The 14,317-nt window shown below is 60.9% G+C and carries 9 protein-coding genes; 5 read left to right on the forward strand and 4 right to left on the reverse strand.

Annotated features, from left to right (window positions below; translation table 11 throughout):
• Window positions 1–138 precede the first annotated feature (138 nt).
• On the forward strand, window positions 139–1,119 hold the full coding sequence (locus HYP802_RS0106730) for an SPFH domain-containing protein (RefSeq protein WP_013946380.1): 981 nt from the start codon (window positions 139–141) through the stop codon (window positions 1,117–1,119).
• 36 nt (window positions 1,120–1,155) lie between these two features.
• Window positions 1,156–1,608 (forward strand): NfeD family protein, encoded by a 453-nt coding sequence (locus tag HYP802_RS0106735; RefSeq protein WP_024275399.1) that lies wholly within the window; start codon window positions 1,156–1,158, stop codon window positions 1,606–1,608.
• Between the two features lie 13 nt (window positions 1,609–1,621).
• Here the strand turns inward: HYP802_RS0106735 and HYP802_RS0106740 are convergent, their stop codons facing one another.
• Entirely contained in the window at window positions 1,622–2,653 is a 1,032-nt protein-coding gene (locus HYP802_RS0106740; RefSeq protein ID WP_013946382.1) for a KpsF/GutQ family sugar-phosphate isomerase, read from the reverse strand.
• Between the two features lie 301 nt (window positions 2,654–2,954).
• Window positions 2,955–3,851 carry a UTP--glucose-1-phosphate uridylyltransferase GalU gene (galU, locus tag HYP802_RS0106745; protein ID WP_013946383.1) on the reverse strand — a complete coding sequence of 299 codons (897 nt, stop codon included), beginning with the start codon at window positions 3,849–3,851 and terminating at the stop codon, window positions 2,955–2,957.
• Window positions 3,852–4,053: 202 nt separating this feature from the next.
• Here galU and galE point away from each other — a divergent pair, with 202 nt between their 5' ends.
• From galE to HYP802_RS0106760, 3 genes are all read left to right on the forward strand, one after another.
• Window positions 4,054–5,055, forward strand: a complete 1,002-nt coding sequence (gene galE / locus HYP802_RS0106750) for a UDP-glucose 4-epimerase GalE (RefSeq protein ID WP_013946384.1) — start codon at window positions 4,054–4,056, stop codon at window positions 5,053–5,055.
• A gap of 83 nt (window positions 5,056–5,138) precedes the next feature.
• Entirely contained in the window at window positions 5,139–6,398 is a 1,260-nt protein-coding gene (locus HYP802_RS0106755; RefSeq protein WP_024275401.1) for a lytic murein transglycosylase, read from the forward strand.
• 107 nt (window positions 6,399–6,505) lie between these two features.
• Entirely contained in the window at window positions 6,506–7,855 is a 1,350-nt protein-coding gene (locus tag HYP802_RS0106760) for a DUF459 domain-containing protein (RefSeq protein ID WP_013946386.1), read from the forward strand.
• Between the two features lie 47 nt (window positions 7,856–7,902).
• Here HYP802_RS0106760 and HYP802_RS0106765 read toward each other — a convergent pair whose 3' ends face one another.
• Together HYP802_RS0106765 and gltB are read right to left on the reverse strand one after the other, a co-directional pair.
• Window positions 7,903–9,342, reverse strand: a complete 1,440-nt coding sequence (locus HYP802_RS0106765) for a glutamate synthase subunit beta (RefSeq protein ID WP_024275402.1) — start codon at window positions 9,340–9,342, stop codon at window positions 7,903–7,905.
• Window positions 9,343–9,393: 51 nt separating this feature from the next.
• Window positions 9,394–14,121 (reverse strand): glutamate synthase large subunit, encoded by a 4,728-nt coding sequence (gene gltB / locus HYP802_RS0106770; protein ID WP_024275403.1) that lies wholly within the window; start codon window positions 14,119–14,121, stop codon window positions 9,394–9,396.
• Between the last annotated feature and the right edge of the window lie 196 nt (window positions 14,122–14,317).

Consider the following 14,317-nt stretch of genomic DNA (forward strand, 5'->3'; position numbering starts at 1 on the left):
TTCTTGTTCAATTTCCTGCTTTTTACTGCCATATATCGATATATTACCCAATATTTACCGAATGTTTGTTTCCGAGACTTAAACCTGACGCGCGAATTTCCCATTTTCATTTCGATTCGCTCGTGAGGGGAGGACGGCATGTCCGATTTCGGCGGTTTCGGTTTTTTTGGCTTTATTCTTTTGGCGGCTGCGATCTGGGGGCTTTGGTCGACTGTCAAAATCGTTCCGCAGGGCTCGAACTTCACGGTCGAGAACCTTGGCCGCTACACGCGGACGCTGGTTCCGGGAATGCATATTCTGATCCCCATCCTCGAAAAGGTGACGCACAGGCTGAACATGAAAGAACAGGTGATGGATATTCCTAGTCAGGATGTCATCACCCGCGACAATGCGATGGTGACGGTTGACGGCGTCGCCTTCTACCAGATCCTGAATGCGGCTAAGGCGGCCTATGAGGTCGATAATCTCGAACATTCCATCGTCAACTTGACGATGACGAACATCCGTACAGTGATGGGTTCGATGGATCTCGACGAACTGTTGTCGAACCGCGATCAGATCAATCACCGGCTGCTGCAAGTCGTGGACGCCGCCACCGAAACGTGGGGCGTGAAGGTGACGCGCATCGAGATCAAGGACATCGCGCCGCCGCGAGATCTCGTCGACAGCATGGCCCGGCAGATGAAGGCCGAGCGCGAGAAGCGCGCGCAGATCCTTGAATCCGAAGGTCTTCGCCAGGCGGCCATTCTGAAAGCCGAAGGCGAAAAGCAAGCCGTCGTTCTGGAAGCGGAGGGCCGACGCGAGGCTGCCTATCGTGATGCAGAAGCGCGCGAACGGTCGGCGGAAGCCGAAGCCAAGGCCACGAAAATGGTCTCCGACGCCATTGCGGGCGGAAACGTCCAGGCGATCAACTACTTCGTTGCAAACAATTATATGAAGGCGCTCGAAGCCTTGGCGAAGTCCCCGAACCAGAAGATCATTATGATGCCGCTGGAGGCATCGTCCGTCATCGGATCGCTCGGCGGTATTGCGCAGATTGCGGGCGAAGCGTTCGGCGGCGATGCTCCGAAGTCGTCGCCGTCGCGTACGCCGCGCTCCGGCTCGGTACCGACGACATAAGGCCAAGGCTTACTCGCAGAGGGAGCGATGGCGTCAATGGAAAGTCTTTCGTCACTGATCGGACAATTCGGGGCTTGGCTCTGGTTCGCGCTGGCCGTCGTTCTGTTCATTATGGAGTCGATCGTTCCCGGCGTGCACTTCGTATGGTTCGGATTGTCGGCCTCAATCGTTGGCGTTATCGGCCTGACGACGCCGCTCGCCTGGGAGTGGCAGCTTATTGCGTTCGCGCTGATCGCCATGGCGGCAGTGTTCTGGGTTCGGCACAAGAGCCGTGAAGAGTCGGCGCATCCTGACGTTGCCGATCTCAACATTCGCGGCGCGCAGTATATCGGCCGTATCGTGACGATTGAGGATGCGATCGTCAACGGACGCGGGAAGGTCCGGGTCGGCGACACCGTCTGGGTGGCGAAAGGCGAGGACGGCCCTAAGGGCGCGAATGTCAAAGTCACGGGCGCTGACGGCACGGTGCTCGTCGTTTCACGGGTTTGATGCGCCGCGGTTCCTAGGCGACGCCGACGCGCAGCAGATCGTGGACATGCACGATGCCCACCGGCTTTTGCTTGTCGACGACGAAGAGCGCCGTGATCCGCGAGGAATTGATGAGTTCCAGAGCGGCCGATGCCAGCAACGTCGGTGCAATGGTTTTGGGCTTGGCGGTCATGACGTCATTGACGCTGGCCAGAAGCAAGTCCGGCCCCATATGGCGACGCAAATCGCCATCGGTGATGACGCCGATGAGCTTGCCGTCGGCATCGGTGACACCGACGCAGCCGAAGCTTTTCGCCGTTATCGCAACAAGCGCCTCCGACATCGAAGCGCCACTCTCGATCAGCGGCATCCGCTCATTCTGGTGCATGACGTCGGAAACGTATTTGAGGTTAGCGCCGAGAGAGCCACCGGGATGGAAAATCTTGAAATCGTGGGCGGTGAAGCCGCGCGCGTCGAGAAGCGCGATGGCAAGGCTGTCGCCGAGGGCGAGCTGAATGGTCGTCGATGTCGTCGGCGCAAGGCCGTGGGGGCAGGCTTCCTTCACACGCGGCAGCTGCAGAACGACGTCCGCCTGTTTGCCAAGAGCAGAGTTTGCCTGCGATGTGATGGCGATGAGCGGTACCGCGAAGCGCCGCGAATACGTGATGATCGGTTTCAGTTCGACCGTTTCGCCCGACCAGGAAAACGCGACGATGATGTCGGACTTCGTGATCATGCCGAGATCGCCGTGGGAGGCTTCGCTCGGATGGACGAAGAACGCGGGCGTACCGGTCGATGCGAACGTCGCGGCAATCTTCTGGGCGACGTGGCCGCTCTTGCCGATACCCGTTACGATGACGCGGCCGTCGACGGCCTTCAGCCGGCTGACGGCTTCATCGAAAGCGGCGGAGAGGGGGCCAGCGATATCGTGCGCGACCTGGGCGAGCCCTTCGGCCGCGAGATTGAGTGTACGAAGGGCGGACGAAATCGGTGTCGTCTCGCCGGAGACAACGTCTGCTTCCTGTCGCTCAATTTCAGGTAGCTGGAATGGAATGACCCGTTGCATGCGCTTTATGTCCCCCGTTCGCCTGCCGCGTCTGCCTGAACATAAAGGACCCGGCGGCTTGGCGTTAACACTTTTCGCGTTCTAGCGCGGTCCATGCAAGTCCAGCGGCGCCGCAGCCGTGCATTAACCAAGTGTTTTCAGGGGAGGACGCGCCGCCGCGGGGGCTCAGCGAAGCCTTGCACTGTTGATGGCGGCCCATTGCGCCACCTTCTTCGTCTGTGGCGGCGCAATGGTAGCGAAGGTCGGCGTTCTCTGATTCGCGTCGGGAATTGCCCGGGAGGACACCCGGCAGACCGATCGCTCAGACGTTTGTGCCGATGAGACGCTTGAGCTCGCGTCGGAAGTCCTTTTCGAGGTCGTCGCGTTCGAGAGCGATGGCGACATTGGCGGTGAGGAAGCCAAGCTTGGAGCCGCAGTCGTAGATATCGCCGTCGAAACGCACGGCATGGAACGGCTGTCCGGCGCCGTTCATCATAGCGATCATGGAGTCCGTCAGCTGAATTTCGCCACCGGCGCCGCGCTCTTGCTTGGCGAGGAGATCGAATACTTCAGGCTGCAGGACGTAGCGGCCGGTAATGTGCAAATTGGACGGCGCCGTACCGGGCTTGGGCTTCTCGACCATTTCCGTGATTGCGGAGACTTTGGCCTTCACATCCTTGACGCCGACGATACCGTACTGGTGCGTCTGATCTTCGGGGACTGGCGCGACCGCGATCAGATTGCCGCCGGTTTGCGAATAGGCGTCGATCATGTCGGCGAGGCAGGACGTGCGTCCGTGGTGAAGCATGTCGGGCAGAAGCAACGCAAACGGTTCATTGCCAACAAGCTCGCGGGCGCACCAAACGGCATGGCCCAGCCCAAGCGGCGCCTGCTGACGCGTGAAGCTCGTTTGACCGGCTTGCGGCAGGTCGCGTTCGAGGGCCTCAAGCTCCTTTTTCTTGCCGCGCGTTGCGAGCGTCGCTTCAAGCTCGAACTGTTTATCGAAATGGTCTTCGATGACGCCCTTGTTCCGTCCAGTGACGAATATGAAATGCTCGATGCCGGCGGCGCGCGCCTCATCGACGACGTGCTGGAGCACAGGACGGTCGACGACCGTCAGCATTTCCTTCGGCACGGCCTTGGTTGCAGGCAGAAACCGGGTACCGAGACCGGCAACAGGAAATACGGCTTTGCGAATTGGTTTCTTGATGGCGTTCATCAGATGCTCCAAGTGCGCCGGCTCGCGCTCCAGGTTCAATTGTTTACGATTTTGGATTTAAGCGTGCCCGAAAGACGAAGTTGTCGCGCAGAAATGTGAATGAGTTATTTGCACAAAGCAGCGGTCTCCATTAGGTCTGAGCCGGTCTTCGAGCGGAATCGACAGTTGTTGTGGGTATAGACATCAGGAGTTCATTGCAACTATGAGCGTGCTCGTCACGGGGGGCGCCGGCTACATCGGCAGCCACATGGTTCTGGAGCTTCTGGACGTGGGCGAAGATGTCGTCGTCATCGATAATCTGTCCACGGGATTTCGTTGGGCTGTCGATCGCCGGGCGGCGTTGGTCGTTGGAGATATTGCAGATAACGATCTCGTCAGGGAAACGATCCGTTCGCATAACGTAAATGCTATTATTCATTTCGCGGGATCTGTCGTTGTTCCGGATTCGGTTGCTGATCCGCTCGGCTATTACCTCAACAATACGGTGAAATCACGGGGACTGATTGCGGCTGCCGTCGAATCCGGCGTGAAGCATTTCATTTTTTCCTCCACCGCCGCCGTATACGGCAATCCGGAGGATAATCCCGTCTCGGAGACGGCGCCGCCTGCCCCGCTGTCGCCTTATGGCTCCTCGAAGCTGATGACCGAAATCATGCTGTCGGATTCGTCGCGCGCCTATGATTTCCGGTTCGTCGCCTTGCGGTATTTCAATGTCGCTGGGGCCGATCCGAAGGGCCGGTCGGGGCAATCGACGCCGCGCGCAACGCATCTGATTAAAGTCGCGTGCGAGACGGCGTTGGGGAAACGTCCGCATATGGAAATTTTCGGCATCGATTATCCGACGCCCGACGGCACGTGCGTCCGCGATTACATCCATGTGAGTGATTTGGCGAATGCGCATTCGGTAGCGCTTGAGCATTTGCGCCGGGGCGGGGCGTCGGACATCTTCAATTGCGGGTACTCGAAGGGTTATTCCGTCATCGAAGTTATCGCTGCAGTGAAGCGCGTATCGGGCGTCGATTTCAAAGTTCTGCTGTCGCCGCGTCGCGCGGGCGATCCGGCGGCTATCGTTGCGGCTTCGGCCAAAATTCGCGATCAACTCGGTTGGCAGCCGGAGCACGATAATCTCGAACAAATCGTGGCGCAGGCGTTGAATTGGGAACGCCGCGTCGATGCGCTGAAGGCGGGCGCACTGGCGAGCTGAGCCGCAAAAATGCCCTTAACATCGGGCACGCGCATAAGAGCGGCGCGTGTCGGGCCGCCACGTTCAAAGAAGGCAGCGCTGCAATGCTCTTGAAGAACACGTATTTTAGGGCAAGCGCCGCGGCTGTGCTGACATCGGTGCTGCTGGCGCTGACATCGATCGCCGCCAATGCCAAACCAACTCAGGATTTTTCAAGTTTCATCGCGAGCCTATGGCCGCAGGCGAAGGCGGCAGGGGTTAGCCGCAAAACGTTCGATACGGCGTTTGCGGGCGTGAAGCCGGATTACAGCATCCCAGATCTCGACATTCCAGGGCGGCCAAAGATCGACAACGCCGGACAGGCCGAGTTCACCAAGACGGCGGCCGATTATTTGTCGAAGCCCTATCTTGAGAAGCTCGGTGTTGAGGGAAAAAAGTTTCTCGCCGAGCATCGGACGGCGCTTGAGCGGATCGAAAAGCTGACGGGCGTTGACCGCTATACGCTCGTTGCGATCTGGGGACGTGAAACGGCCTATGGCAGTTATCATCCGTCGAGGGATGCTATCCAGATGCTGGCGACGCTCGCCTATGTCGGCAAGCGCAAGGAACGCTTTCACGATGAGCTGATCGCGGCGCTCGTCATGCTGCAGAAGGGGATTCCGCGCTCAGACATGAAGTCGTCGTGGGCGGGCGCCGTCGGGCTGACGCAGGCGATGCCGACCGAATATCTCAAATTTGCAATCGACGGTGATGGCGACGGCAAGATCGATATCTGGCGCTCCGTTGCGGATGCGCTGGCGTTCACGGCGATGCAGCTCAAAGGAAAGGGCTGGGTCCCTGGCGCGCGCTGGGGGTACGAGGTCATCGCGCCTCAGCATGCCGATTGCTCGCTGGAAGGCCCGCCCGATACGCGCCCAATTGCCGATTGGGTGAAGATGGGCTTCAAGAAAGCCAGCGGGCGGCCGTTCACGAAGGCGGAACTGGCGTCGGACGCCTATCTGATGATGCCGGCGGGCGCCTACGGTCCGGCATTCCTGGCGGCGCAGAACTTCCGCGTCATTCGGCTCTACAACACGTCCGATCTCTATGCGCTGTTTGTTGGCAACCTCGGCGACCGCATCCGTGGCGGCGGCGATTTCGTCACGCCGTGGGCGTCGTTCGCGCAGCCGAGGACCCATACCGTGGCCGGCATTCAGGCGCGGCTACAGCAACTCGGCTATCCGATGGACAAGATCGACGGGAAGATCGGGTCCAACACGCGTAAGCAGATCGGCCTTTACGAGAAGGCCAACGGTCTCTCCATCGATTGCTGGCCGTCGGAACGGGTGCTGGCGCATGTGGAGTCCCAGGCCGCCAAGCGCTGACGGGAAGGAGCGCGGCGGGCGTTGGAGCGGAGATCGCGACGCTGTATGCTGATCGCTGGATTCGTCGGCGCCGGTCGCCTTGAAACTCACGAAGGGCACTTCACGGCATGAAGCCTTTGCTTCGGCATTTCCGCTTTCTTGGCGCGGCCCTTGCCGTTGTGCTCGCGGCTTTGCTCGCGCCATTGGCTTGGACGACCGATACTTGGGCTGCCGACGATGATCAGGTCGGAACGTTTCTCACGCCGTTTCCGGACAACGACGTCTATCAGGTGAGCGTTTTCGGTGACGATTTTGCGCCTGGGCTATTGAGCGGCCTGCAAGTGGCGTTCAATTCCGATGTGCGTTTAAACATCCAGAAGCAGGTGACGCCGCTCGCCGCTATCGCGTCGCGCAACTTCGACGCTAAAGTCGCGGCGTTGGAAAAGGCGGTGGCGAGCCAACCGTTCAACATCGCCATCGTCATGACCGGACAGGACGATCGCATTTCGATCCGTACTGACGACGGCAAGCGCCTCCCAATCGGCAGCGAAGCTTGGCTCATTGAATATACCCGTCGGATCGACCGGCTCATGCGGGTCTTCAAGACGCGCAGCGCGGCGGTCTATTGGGTCGGTCTGCCTAATCTCGCGCGCTCCGACGCCAACGACCTTGCGCAGCGCATCAACGATGTGATCCGCGAGCGGGCCTATCTCAACGGCTTTAAGTACATCGACGCATATCAAGGGTTCACCGACGATAACGGCGGCTATTCTGCATATGGCCCCGATCTTGAGGGCGCAATCCGATTGCTTCGTCTCCGGGACGGCGTGAACTTCACCGTCGCGGGCAATCGCAAGCTGGCGCATTTCGTCGAGAAGGAGCTGCGGCCGGATCTCATCCAGGCGAAGCAGAACCGGAACATTCCGCTGCTCGGGTCGGATGCCGAGCAGGCGAAGATCAATCCAGGGAATGCCGTGAAAACACCGGCGCCGTCGTCGCCTGTAGCTGCCAACAATGACGCGAGTGCGAAGACGCCTATTGTTCGCGCGCATGGCGTGACCGGCACTCCGGCGTCCGCGACTGCAGACGCCTCGGGCGATCAGAAGGAGGACGACGGCAAAATCATTTTGAAGATCGTCAGCGGTAATGGCCGGGCCGAGACGCAGACAATCCCGATTGTTCGTCCGGCGATCCCGGCGTCGGTCGTGGCCTTGATGGCGCGGCGCGAGGCGTCTGGCCAGCGTGGAGATTTGCTGGTCGATCAAATCGCGGGGGGGCTGACGCTGATGAGTTCGATCTCGCCGTCAGGCAATCGAGATCGTGGGCGGTTGTCGCCGACGCAAGCGCCCTACTTCCGCCTGCTCGTGAAGGGCGAACGGCTGCAGCCGAAGCCGGGACGCGCCGACGATCTGACGTGGCCGCCGAAACCCGATACGACAAGCGAGGCGAAACCCGCGATGCAGCAGCCGCGCGGGTAACGCTTGTTTTCATTGGTGCAGAAGGCTGACGCGTTGTTTATCTCGCGTCAGCGCGGCAGGACGGTCGAGCCCATCAGGAACTTGTCGATCGCGTGCGCAGCCTGGCGGCCTTCGCGGATCGCCCAGACGACGAGCGATTGTCCGCGACGGATGTCACCGGCGCAGAACAGTTTCGGCGAAGTGCTGAGCTTGTAGTCGCGGTCCGTCGCGTCGAGCCCCTTGAAGCGGCCGCGCGGCACAACGGGAAGTCCGAATTCCTTGACGATGTCGGATTCGACGGGACCCGAGAAGCCCATCGCGAACAGCACAAGATCAGCGTCGAGCGCACCCTCGGTGCCCTTGATCGGCTGCAAGTTGGCATTGACGCGCGTGTAGTTCAGCTTCTTCACCTTGCCGTCTTCGCCGGTGAAGCCCGTGGTCGAGATCGAATATTCGGTCTTGGCGCCTTCGGCTTGCGACGTCGAGATGCGCAGTTTCAGCGGCCAGTGCGGCCAGGAGAGTGCCTTGTTTTCCTTCTCCGGCGGCATCGGCATGATTTCGAGTTGCGTCACGCTCAGTGCGCCTTGGCGGAACGAGGTGCCGATGCAGTCGGAACCCGTATCGCCGCCGCCGATGACGATGACGTGCTTGCCCGCAGCCGAAATCTCTTTCGTTTTCGGCTTCTGCGGTTCACCGGCGTTGCGGCGGTTCTGCTGCGGCAGAAAATCCATCGCGTAGTGCAGGCCGTCGAGATTGCGGCCCGGCGACTTGGCGAAGAAGTCAAACGGCTGCTCGGAGCCGATGGCGATCAACACGGCGTCGTGCTTCGATTCCAGATACTTCGCCGAAAGATCCTGGCCAACATGGATGCCGCAATGAAAAGTCACGCCTTCGGCTTCCATCTGCTTGACGCGGCGGGCGATGACACCCTTCTCCATCTTGAAGTCGGGAATGCCGTAAACGAGCAAGCCACCGGGACGAGCGTTCTTCTCGTAGACATGGACCTCATGGCCGGCACGCGCGAGCTGTTGCGCGGCGGCGAGGCCCGCGGGGCCGGAGCCGATGACCGCAACCTTCTTGCCCGTCTTCTTCTCGGGCGGCAGCGGCTGCACCCAGCCTTCTTCCCACGCGCGATCCGCGATCGAGCATTCGATGGTTTTGATCGTGACCGGAGTGTCGTCAATGTTCAACGTGCATGACGCTTCGCACGGCGCCGGGCAGATGCGGCCCGTCACTTCCGGGAAGTTGTTCGTCGAGTGCAGATTGTCGGCGGCTTCCTTCCAGTCGCCGCGATAGGCGAGGTCGTTCCAGTCGGGGATCTGATTGTTGACCGGGCAGCCGTTGTGGCAATAGGGAATGCCGCAATCCATGCACCGCGCAGCCTGCTTTTTTATTTCAGGCTCCGACAGCGGAACGACGAATTCCTTATAGTGCTTCAGGCGCTCTTCGACCGGGCGATACTTACGGTCGGCGCGCTCGATTTCCAGAAAACCAGTCGGCTTGCCCATTCTCGTGTTTCTTCTTTCGTCTTGTCTATCCGCGATGTGCCGGTGTGATCGTTATTGCTTGGCTGCTTCGAGCTCAGCCTCGCGATTGGTTTCGCGGGCTTTGGCGAGCTCGGTCAGCGCGCGGCGGTATTCCACCGGCATCACCTTCTTGAACTTCGGCAGGTAGGCCTGGAAGTTCTTCAGGATGTCCTGAGCGCGGCGCGAATTCGTGTAATGCGCGTGCCGCGAAATGAGCGTGTGCAGACGCTCGGCGTCCTGCTCGCGCATGTCGACCATGACGTTGTGGACCGCAATCGCGACATCGCCGCCCTGCTGGGCGAGTTTCTGCAGCGAACCCGGATCGGCCGTGATGGCTTCGAGCTGCACCATGTCCTTGTTGAGACGGCTTTCGAAATTGCCGTCCTCATCGAGGACATAGGCGATGCCGCCCGACATGCCGGCCGCGAAGTTGCGGCCGGTTTGGCCGAGCACGACGACAACGCCGCCGGTCATGTATTCGCAGCCGTGGTCGCCCGTGCCTTCAACGACGGCGTAGGCTCCCGAGTTACGGACGGCGAAGCGCTCACCGGCCACGCCGCGGAAATAGCATTCGCCGGTGATGGCGCCGTAGAGCACCGTGTTGCCGACGATGATGCTTTCTTCCGGAACGATGCTCGACTTGGGATCGGGGCGTACGATCAGCTTGCCGCCCGACAATCCCTTGCCGACGTAGTCGTTGCCTTCACCGATGAGATCGAGCGTGACGCCGTGCGCGACCCACGCGCCGAATGCCTGGCCCGCGGTCCCCTTGAAAGAGATCCAGATGGTATCTTCCGGCAGTCCGGTATGGCCGTAGCGCTTCGCAACCTCGCCCGAGAGCATCGCGCCCGCGGAACGGTTGACGTTCTTGATGTCGACTTCCGCCTTTACCGGCTTCTTGCCTTCGAGAGCAGGCTTCGCCAGATCGATCAGCTTGACGTCGAGAACCTTTTCGAGGCCGTGGTCCTGGCGCTCGCTGTTGTAAATCGCGACGCCTGCCGGGGCGTGCGGCTTATGGAACAGCTTCGTGAAGTCGAGGCCGCGCGCCTTCCAGTGCTCGATGGCGCGATCCTTATCGAGTTGATCGCTTTGACCAATCATCTCGTTGAAGGTGCGGAAGCCGAGTTGAGCCATGATCTCGCGGACTTCTTCAGCGACGAAGAAGAAGTAGTTGATGACGTGCTCAGGCTTGCCGGAGAACTTTGCGCGCAGAACCGGATCTTGTGTGGCGACACCGACCGGGCAGGTGTTCAGGTGGCACTTGCGCATCATGATGCAGCCCGCCGCAATGAGCGGGGCGGTCGCGAAGCCGAACTCGTCGGCGCCAAGAAGCGCACCGATGACGACGTCGCGGCCGGTGCGGACACCACCATCGACCTGCACGGCGATGCGGCCACGCAGGAGGTTAGCGACGAGCGTTTGATGCGTTTCGGCGAGGCCGATTTCCCACGGGCTGCCCGCGTGCTTGATCGACGTCAGGGGCGATGCGCCGGTGCCGCCTTCGAAGCCCGAGATCGTGACGTGGTCGGCGCGCGCCTTGGCGACGCCAGCAGCGACGGTGCCGACGCCAACCTCGGAGACGAGCTTTACCGAGACGTCAGCCTTCGGGTTGACGTTTTTCAGATCGTAAATGAGCTGCGCCAAGTCTTCGATCGAATAGATGTCATGGTGCGGCGGCGGCGAGACGAGCGTGACGCCCGGCGTCGAGTGACGGACCTTCGCGATCGTCGCATCGATCTTGTGACCCGGCAGCTGACCGCCTTCGCCGGGCTTGGCGCCCTGGGCCATCTTGATCTGCATCATGTCGGAGTTGACCAGGTATTCCGTCGTCACGCCAAAGCGGCCGGACGCCACCTGCTTGATCGCCGAGCGCATCGAGTCGCCGTTGGCCATCGGCTTGAAGCGATCGGATTCTTCGCCGCCTTCGCCGGTGTTTGAACGTCCGCCGATGCGGTTCATCGCGATGGCAAGCGTGGTGTGGGCTTCGCGGCTGATCGAGCCGTAGCTCATCGCGCCGGTCGAGAAGCGCTTGACGATGGCGGCGGCCGGTTCAACGTCCTCCAGCGGGATGGGCTTGCGGCCGAAGCTTTCGGCCGAGCGCAGGCGGAACATGCCGCGAAGCGTCATCAGCTGTTCGGACTGGTCGTTGATCGCCTTCGAGAAGTCGCGGAACTTCTGCGGAATGCGGCCGCTCATCGCTTCCTTATTATCGGTTGCGCGGACAGCATGCTGCAGGTCGGCGACCGTTCCCGGACGCCACATGTGGGCTTCGCCGCGGACGCGGTAAGCGTATTCGCCACCGACGTCGAGCGCGTTTGCGAGGACCGGGATGTCTCCGAACGCCGCCTTGTGGCGCTCAACCGTTTCGCGCGCGATCTCGCGCAGGCCGACGCCTTCGACCTGAGTGTGCGTGCCGGTGAAATAGCGTTCGACAAAGCTCGACCGCAGGCCGACGGCATCAAAGATCTGAGCGCCGCAATAGGACTGGTAGGTCGAGATGCCCATCTTCGCCATCACCTTCATGATGGCTTTGCCGATGGCCTTGATGAAGCGCTTCTTGACCATTTCCGGCGTCGTCCCCTCGGGGAGTTCCGGGATCATGGTGTAGAGCGTTTCGAATGCGAGATACGGATTGATGGCTTCGGCGCCATAGCCCGCAAGCGTGCAGAACTGGTTGATCTCGTGGGCTTCGCCGGTCTCGACGACGAGGCCGACGGAGGTGCGCAGGCCCTGCTTGATCAGGTGGTGGTGCACGGCCGATGTCGCGAGCAGCGAGGGAATGGCAATGCGGTCCGGTCCGGCGCGGCGGTCGGACAGGATGATGATGTTGAATTCCTTGGCGCGGACGTACTCTTCCGCTTCGGCGCAGATGCCGTCGAGCGCCGGGCCCATGCCGCCTTCGCCCTTATCGGCGGGGTAGGTGATGTCGATGGTGATCGATTCGAAGTCGTTGTCCTTCACCGCGCCGATGCCGCGGACGCGCTCCAGGTCTTCGTTGGTCAGGATCGGCTGATCGACTTCGAGGCGCTTCTGCTTCGAGGTGCCTTGCAGATCGAGGATGTTCGGGCGCGGGCCGATGAAGGAGACGAGGCTCATCACCAGCTCTTCGCGGATCGAGTCAATCGGCGGGTTCGTGACCTGCGCGAAGTTCTGCTTGAAATAGGTGTGAAGCAGCTTCGACTTCGACGACAGCGCCGAGATCGGCGTGTCGGTGCCCATCGAGCCGGTGGCTTCTTCGCCCTTTTCCGCCATCGGCGTCAGCAGGAACTTGATGCTTTCCTGGGTGTACCCGAACGACTGCTGCAGATCGAGCAGGGCGACGTTCGACTTCGCGGCGGTGGCGCTCTTCGACGGCAGCGGCAGGTCGGAGACCTTGATCTGCGTGCGCTTCAGCCACGTCTCATACGGGTGGCTGGCGGCGATCTCGGCCTTCAGCTCTTCGTCGGAGATGATGCAACCCTTTTCGAGGTCGATGAGCAGCATCTTGCCGGGCTGCAGGCGCCACTTCTTGACGATGTTTTCTTCTTCGACCGGCAGCACACCGGACTCGGACGACATGATGACGGTGTCGTCCTTAGTCACGAGGTAGCGGGCCGGACGCAGACCGTTGCGGTCGAGCGTCGCGCCGATCTGGCGGCCGTCGGTGAAGGCCATGGCGGCGGGGCCGTCCCACGGCTCCATCAAGCAGGCATGATATTCGTAGAAGGCGCGGCGGTTGGTATCCATCGTCGGATTGCCGGCCCACGCTTCGGGGATCAGCATCATCGCCGCGTGCGAGAGGCTGTAGCCGCCCATGACGAGGAATTCGAGCGCGTTGTCGAAACAGGCGGTATCGGACTGGCCTTCATACGAGATCGGCCAGAGCTTCGAGATCTTGTCGCCAAAGAGGGGCGACGACACCGATGCCTGGCGTGCGGCCATCCAGTTGACGTTGCCGCGCAGGGTGTTGATCTCGCCGTTGTGCGCAACCATGCGATAGGGGTGCGCGAGCTTCCACGACGGGAACGTGTTCGTCGAGAAGCGTTGGTGCACGAGGGCGAGCGCCGACACGAGGCGCGGGTCGGACAGGTCCGAGTAATAGGCCTTCACCTGGAAGGACAGGAACATGCCCTTATAGACGAGCGTGCGCGTCGACAGCGACACGGTGTAGTGGCCGATGTCGCGGCCCTTATACGCGTCGTGGATCGCATTAGAGACGACCTTGCGGACCATATAAAGGTGACGCTCAAACTCTTCCTGATCGGTCATGCTCGCCGGGCGGCGGATGAAGACGTGGCGATGCACCGGCTCGACATCGCGCACCATGTCCGACAAGCAACCGTTTTCAACCGGGACCGTGCGCCAGCCGATCAGCTCAAGGCCTTCTTCCTTGAGGCAGCGCGCCCAGACGCGCTCGCAATGCGCGCGAAGACGTTCGTCGTGCGGCATAAAGATGTGGCCGACAGCGTATTCGCCCGGTGCCGGAAGATCGAAGCCGAGCGCCTTCGTTTCGGCGGCCAGGAAGTCATGCGGGATCTGAATCATGATGCCGGCGCCGTCGCCGGAAAGCGGGTCGGCACCGACCGCACCGCGATGCTCGAGGTTTTCGAGGATCTTCAAGGCGCCTTCGACGATGCTATGTGATTTGCGACCCTTGAGGTTCGCAATGAAGCCGACGCCGCATGCGTCGCGCTCAAGAGCCGGATCAAAAAGGCCTGCTGCCGCCGGACGGCTTCCCGTGCCGATTTCGTCTTCCAGCGGAGACAGATATCCTTCGCTCATTTCTCGCCTCGTATGGCCCGTTGGCCTAAATTCAGAACTTCGTTATTCGGAAACGTGCCCGGGTGCGGGCCGCTTTGTTTGTTCGACTTTTGCGCAATCTCGTCGGTCGAAGAATATTACGCCAAGCGCCGCCGTTTTCGGTCAGGGCGCGATAACACGTGGTGGTTAATGGAATGGAGCCCGCTGCCGATCGCAC

It is taken from the genome of Hyphomicrobium sp. 802, from assembly GCF_000526135.1.
Lineage (GTDB): Bacteria > Pseudomonadota > Alphaproteobacteria > Rhizobiales > Hyphomicrobiaceae > Hyphomicrobium_B.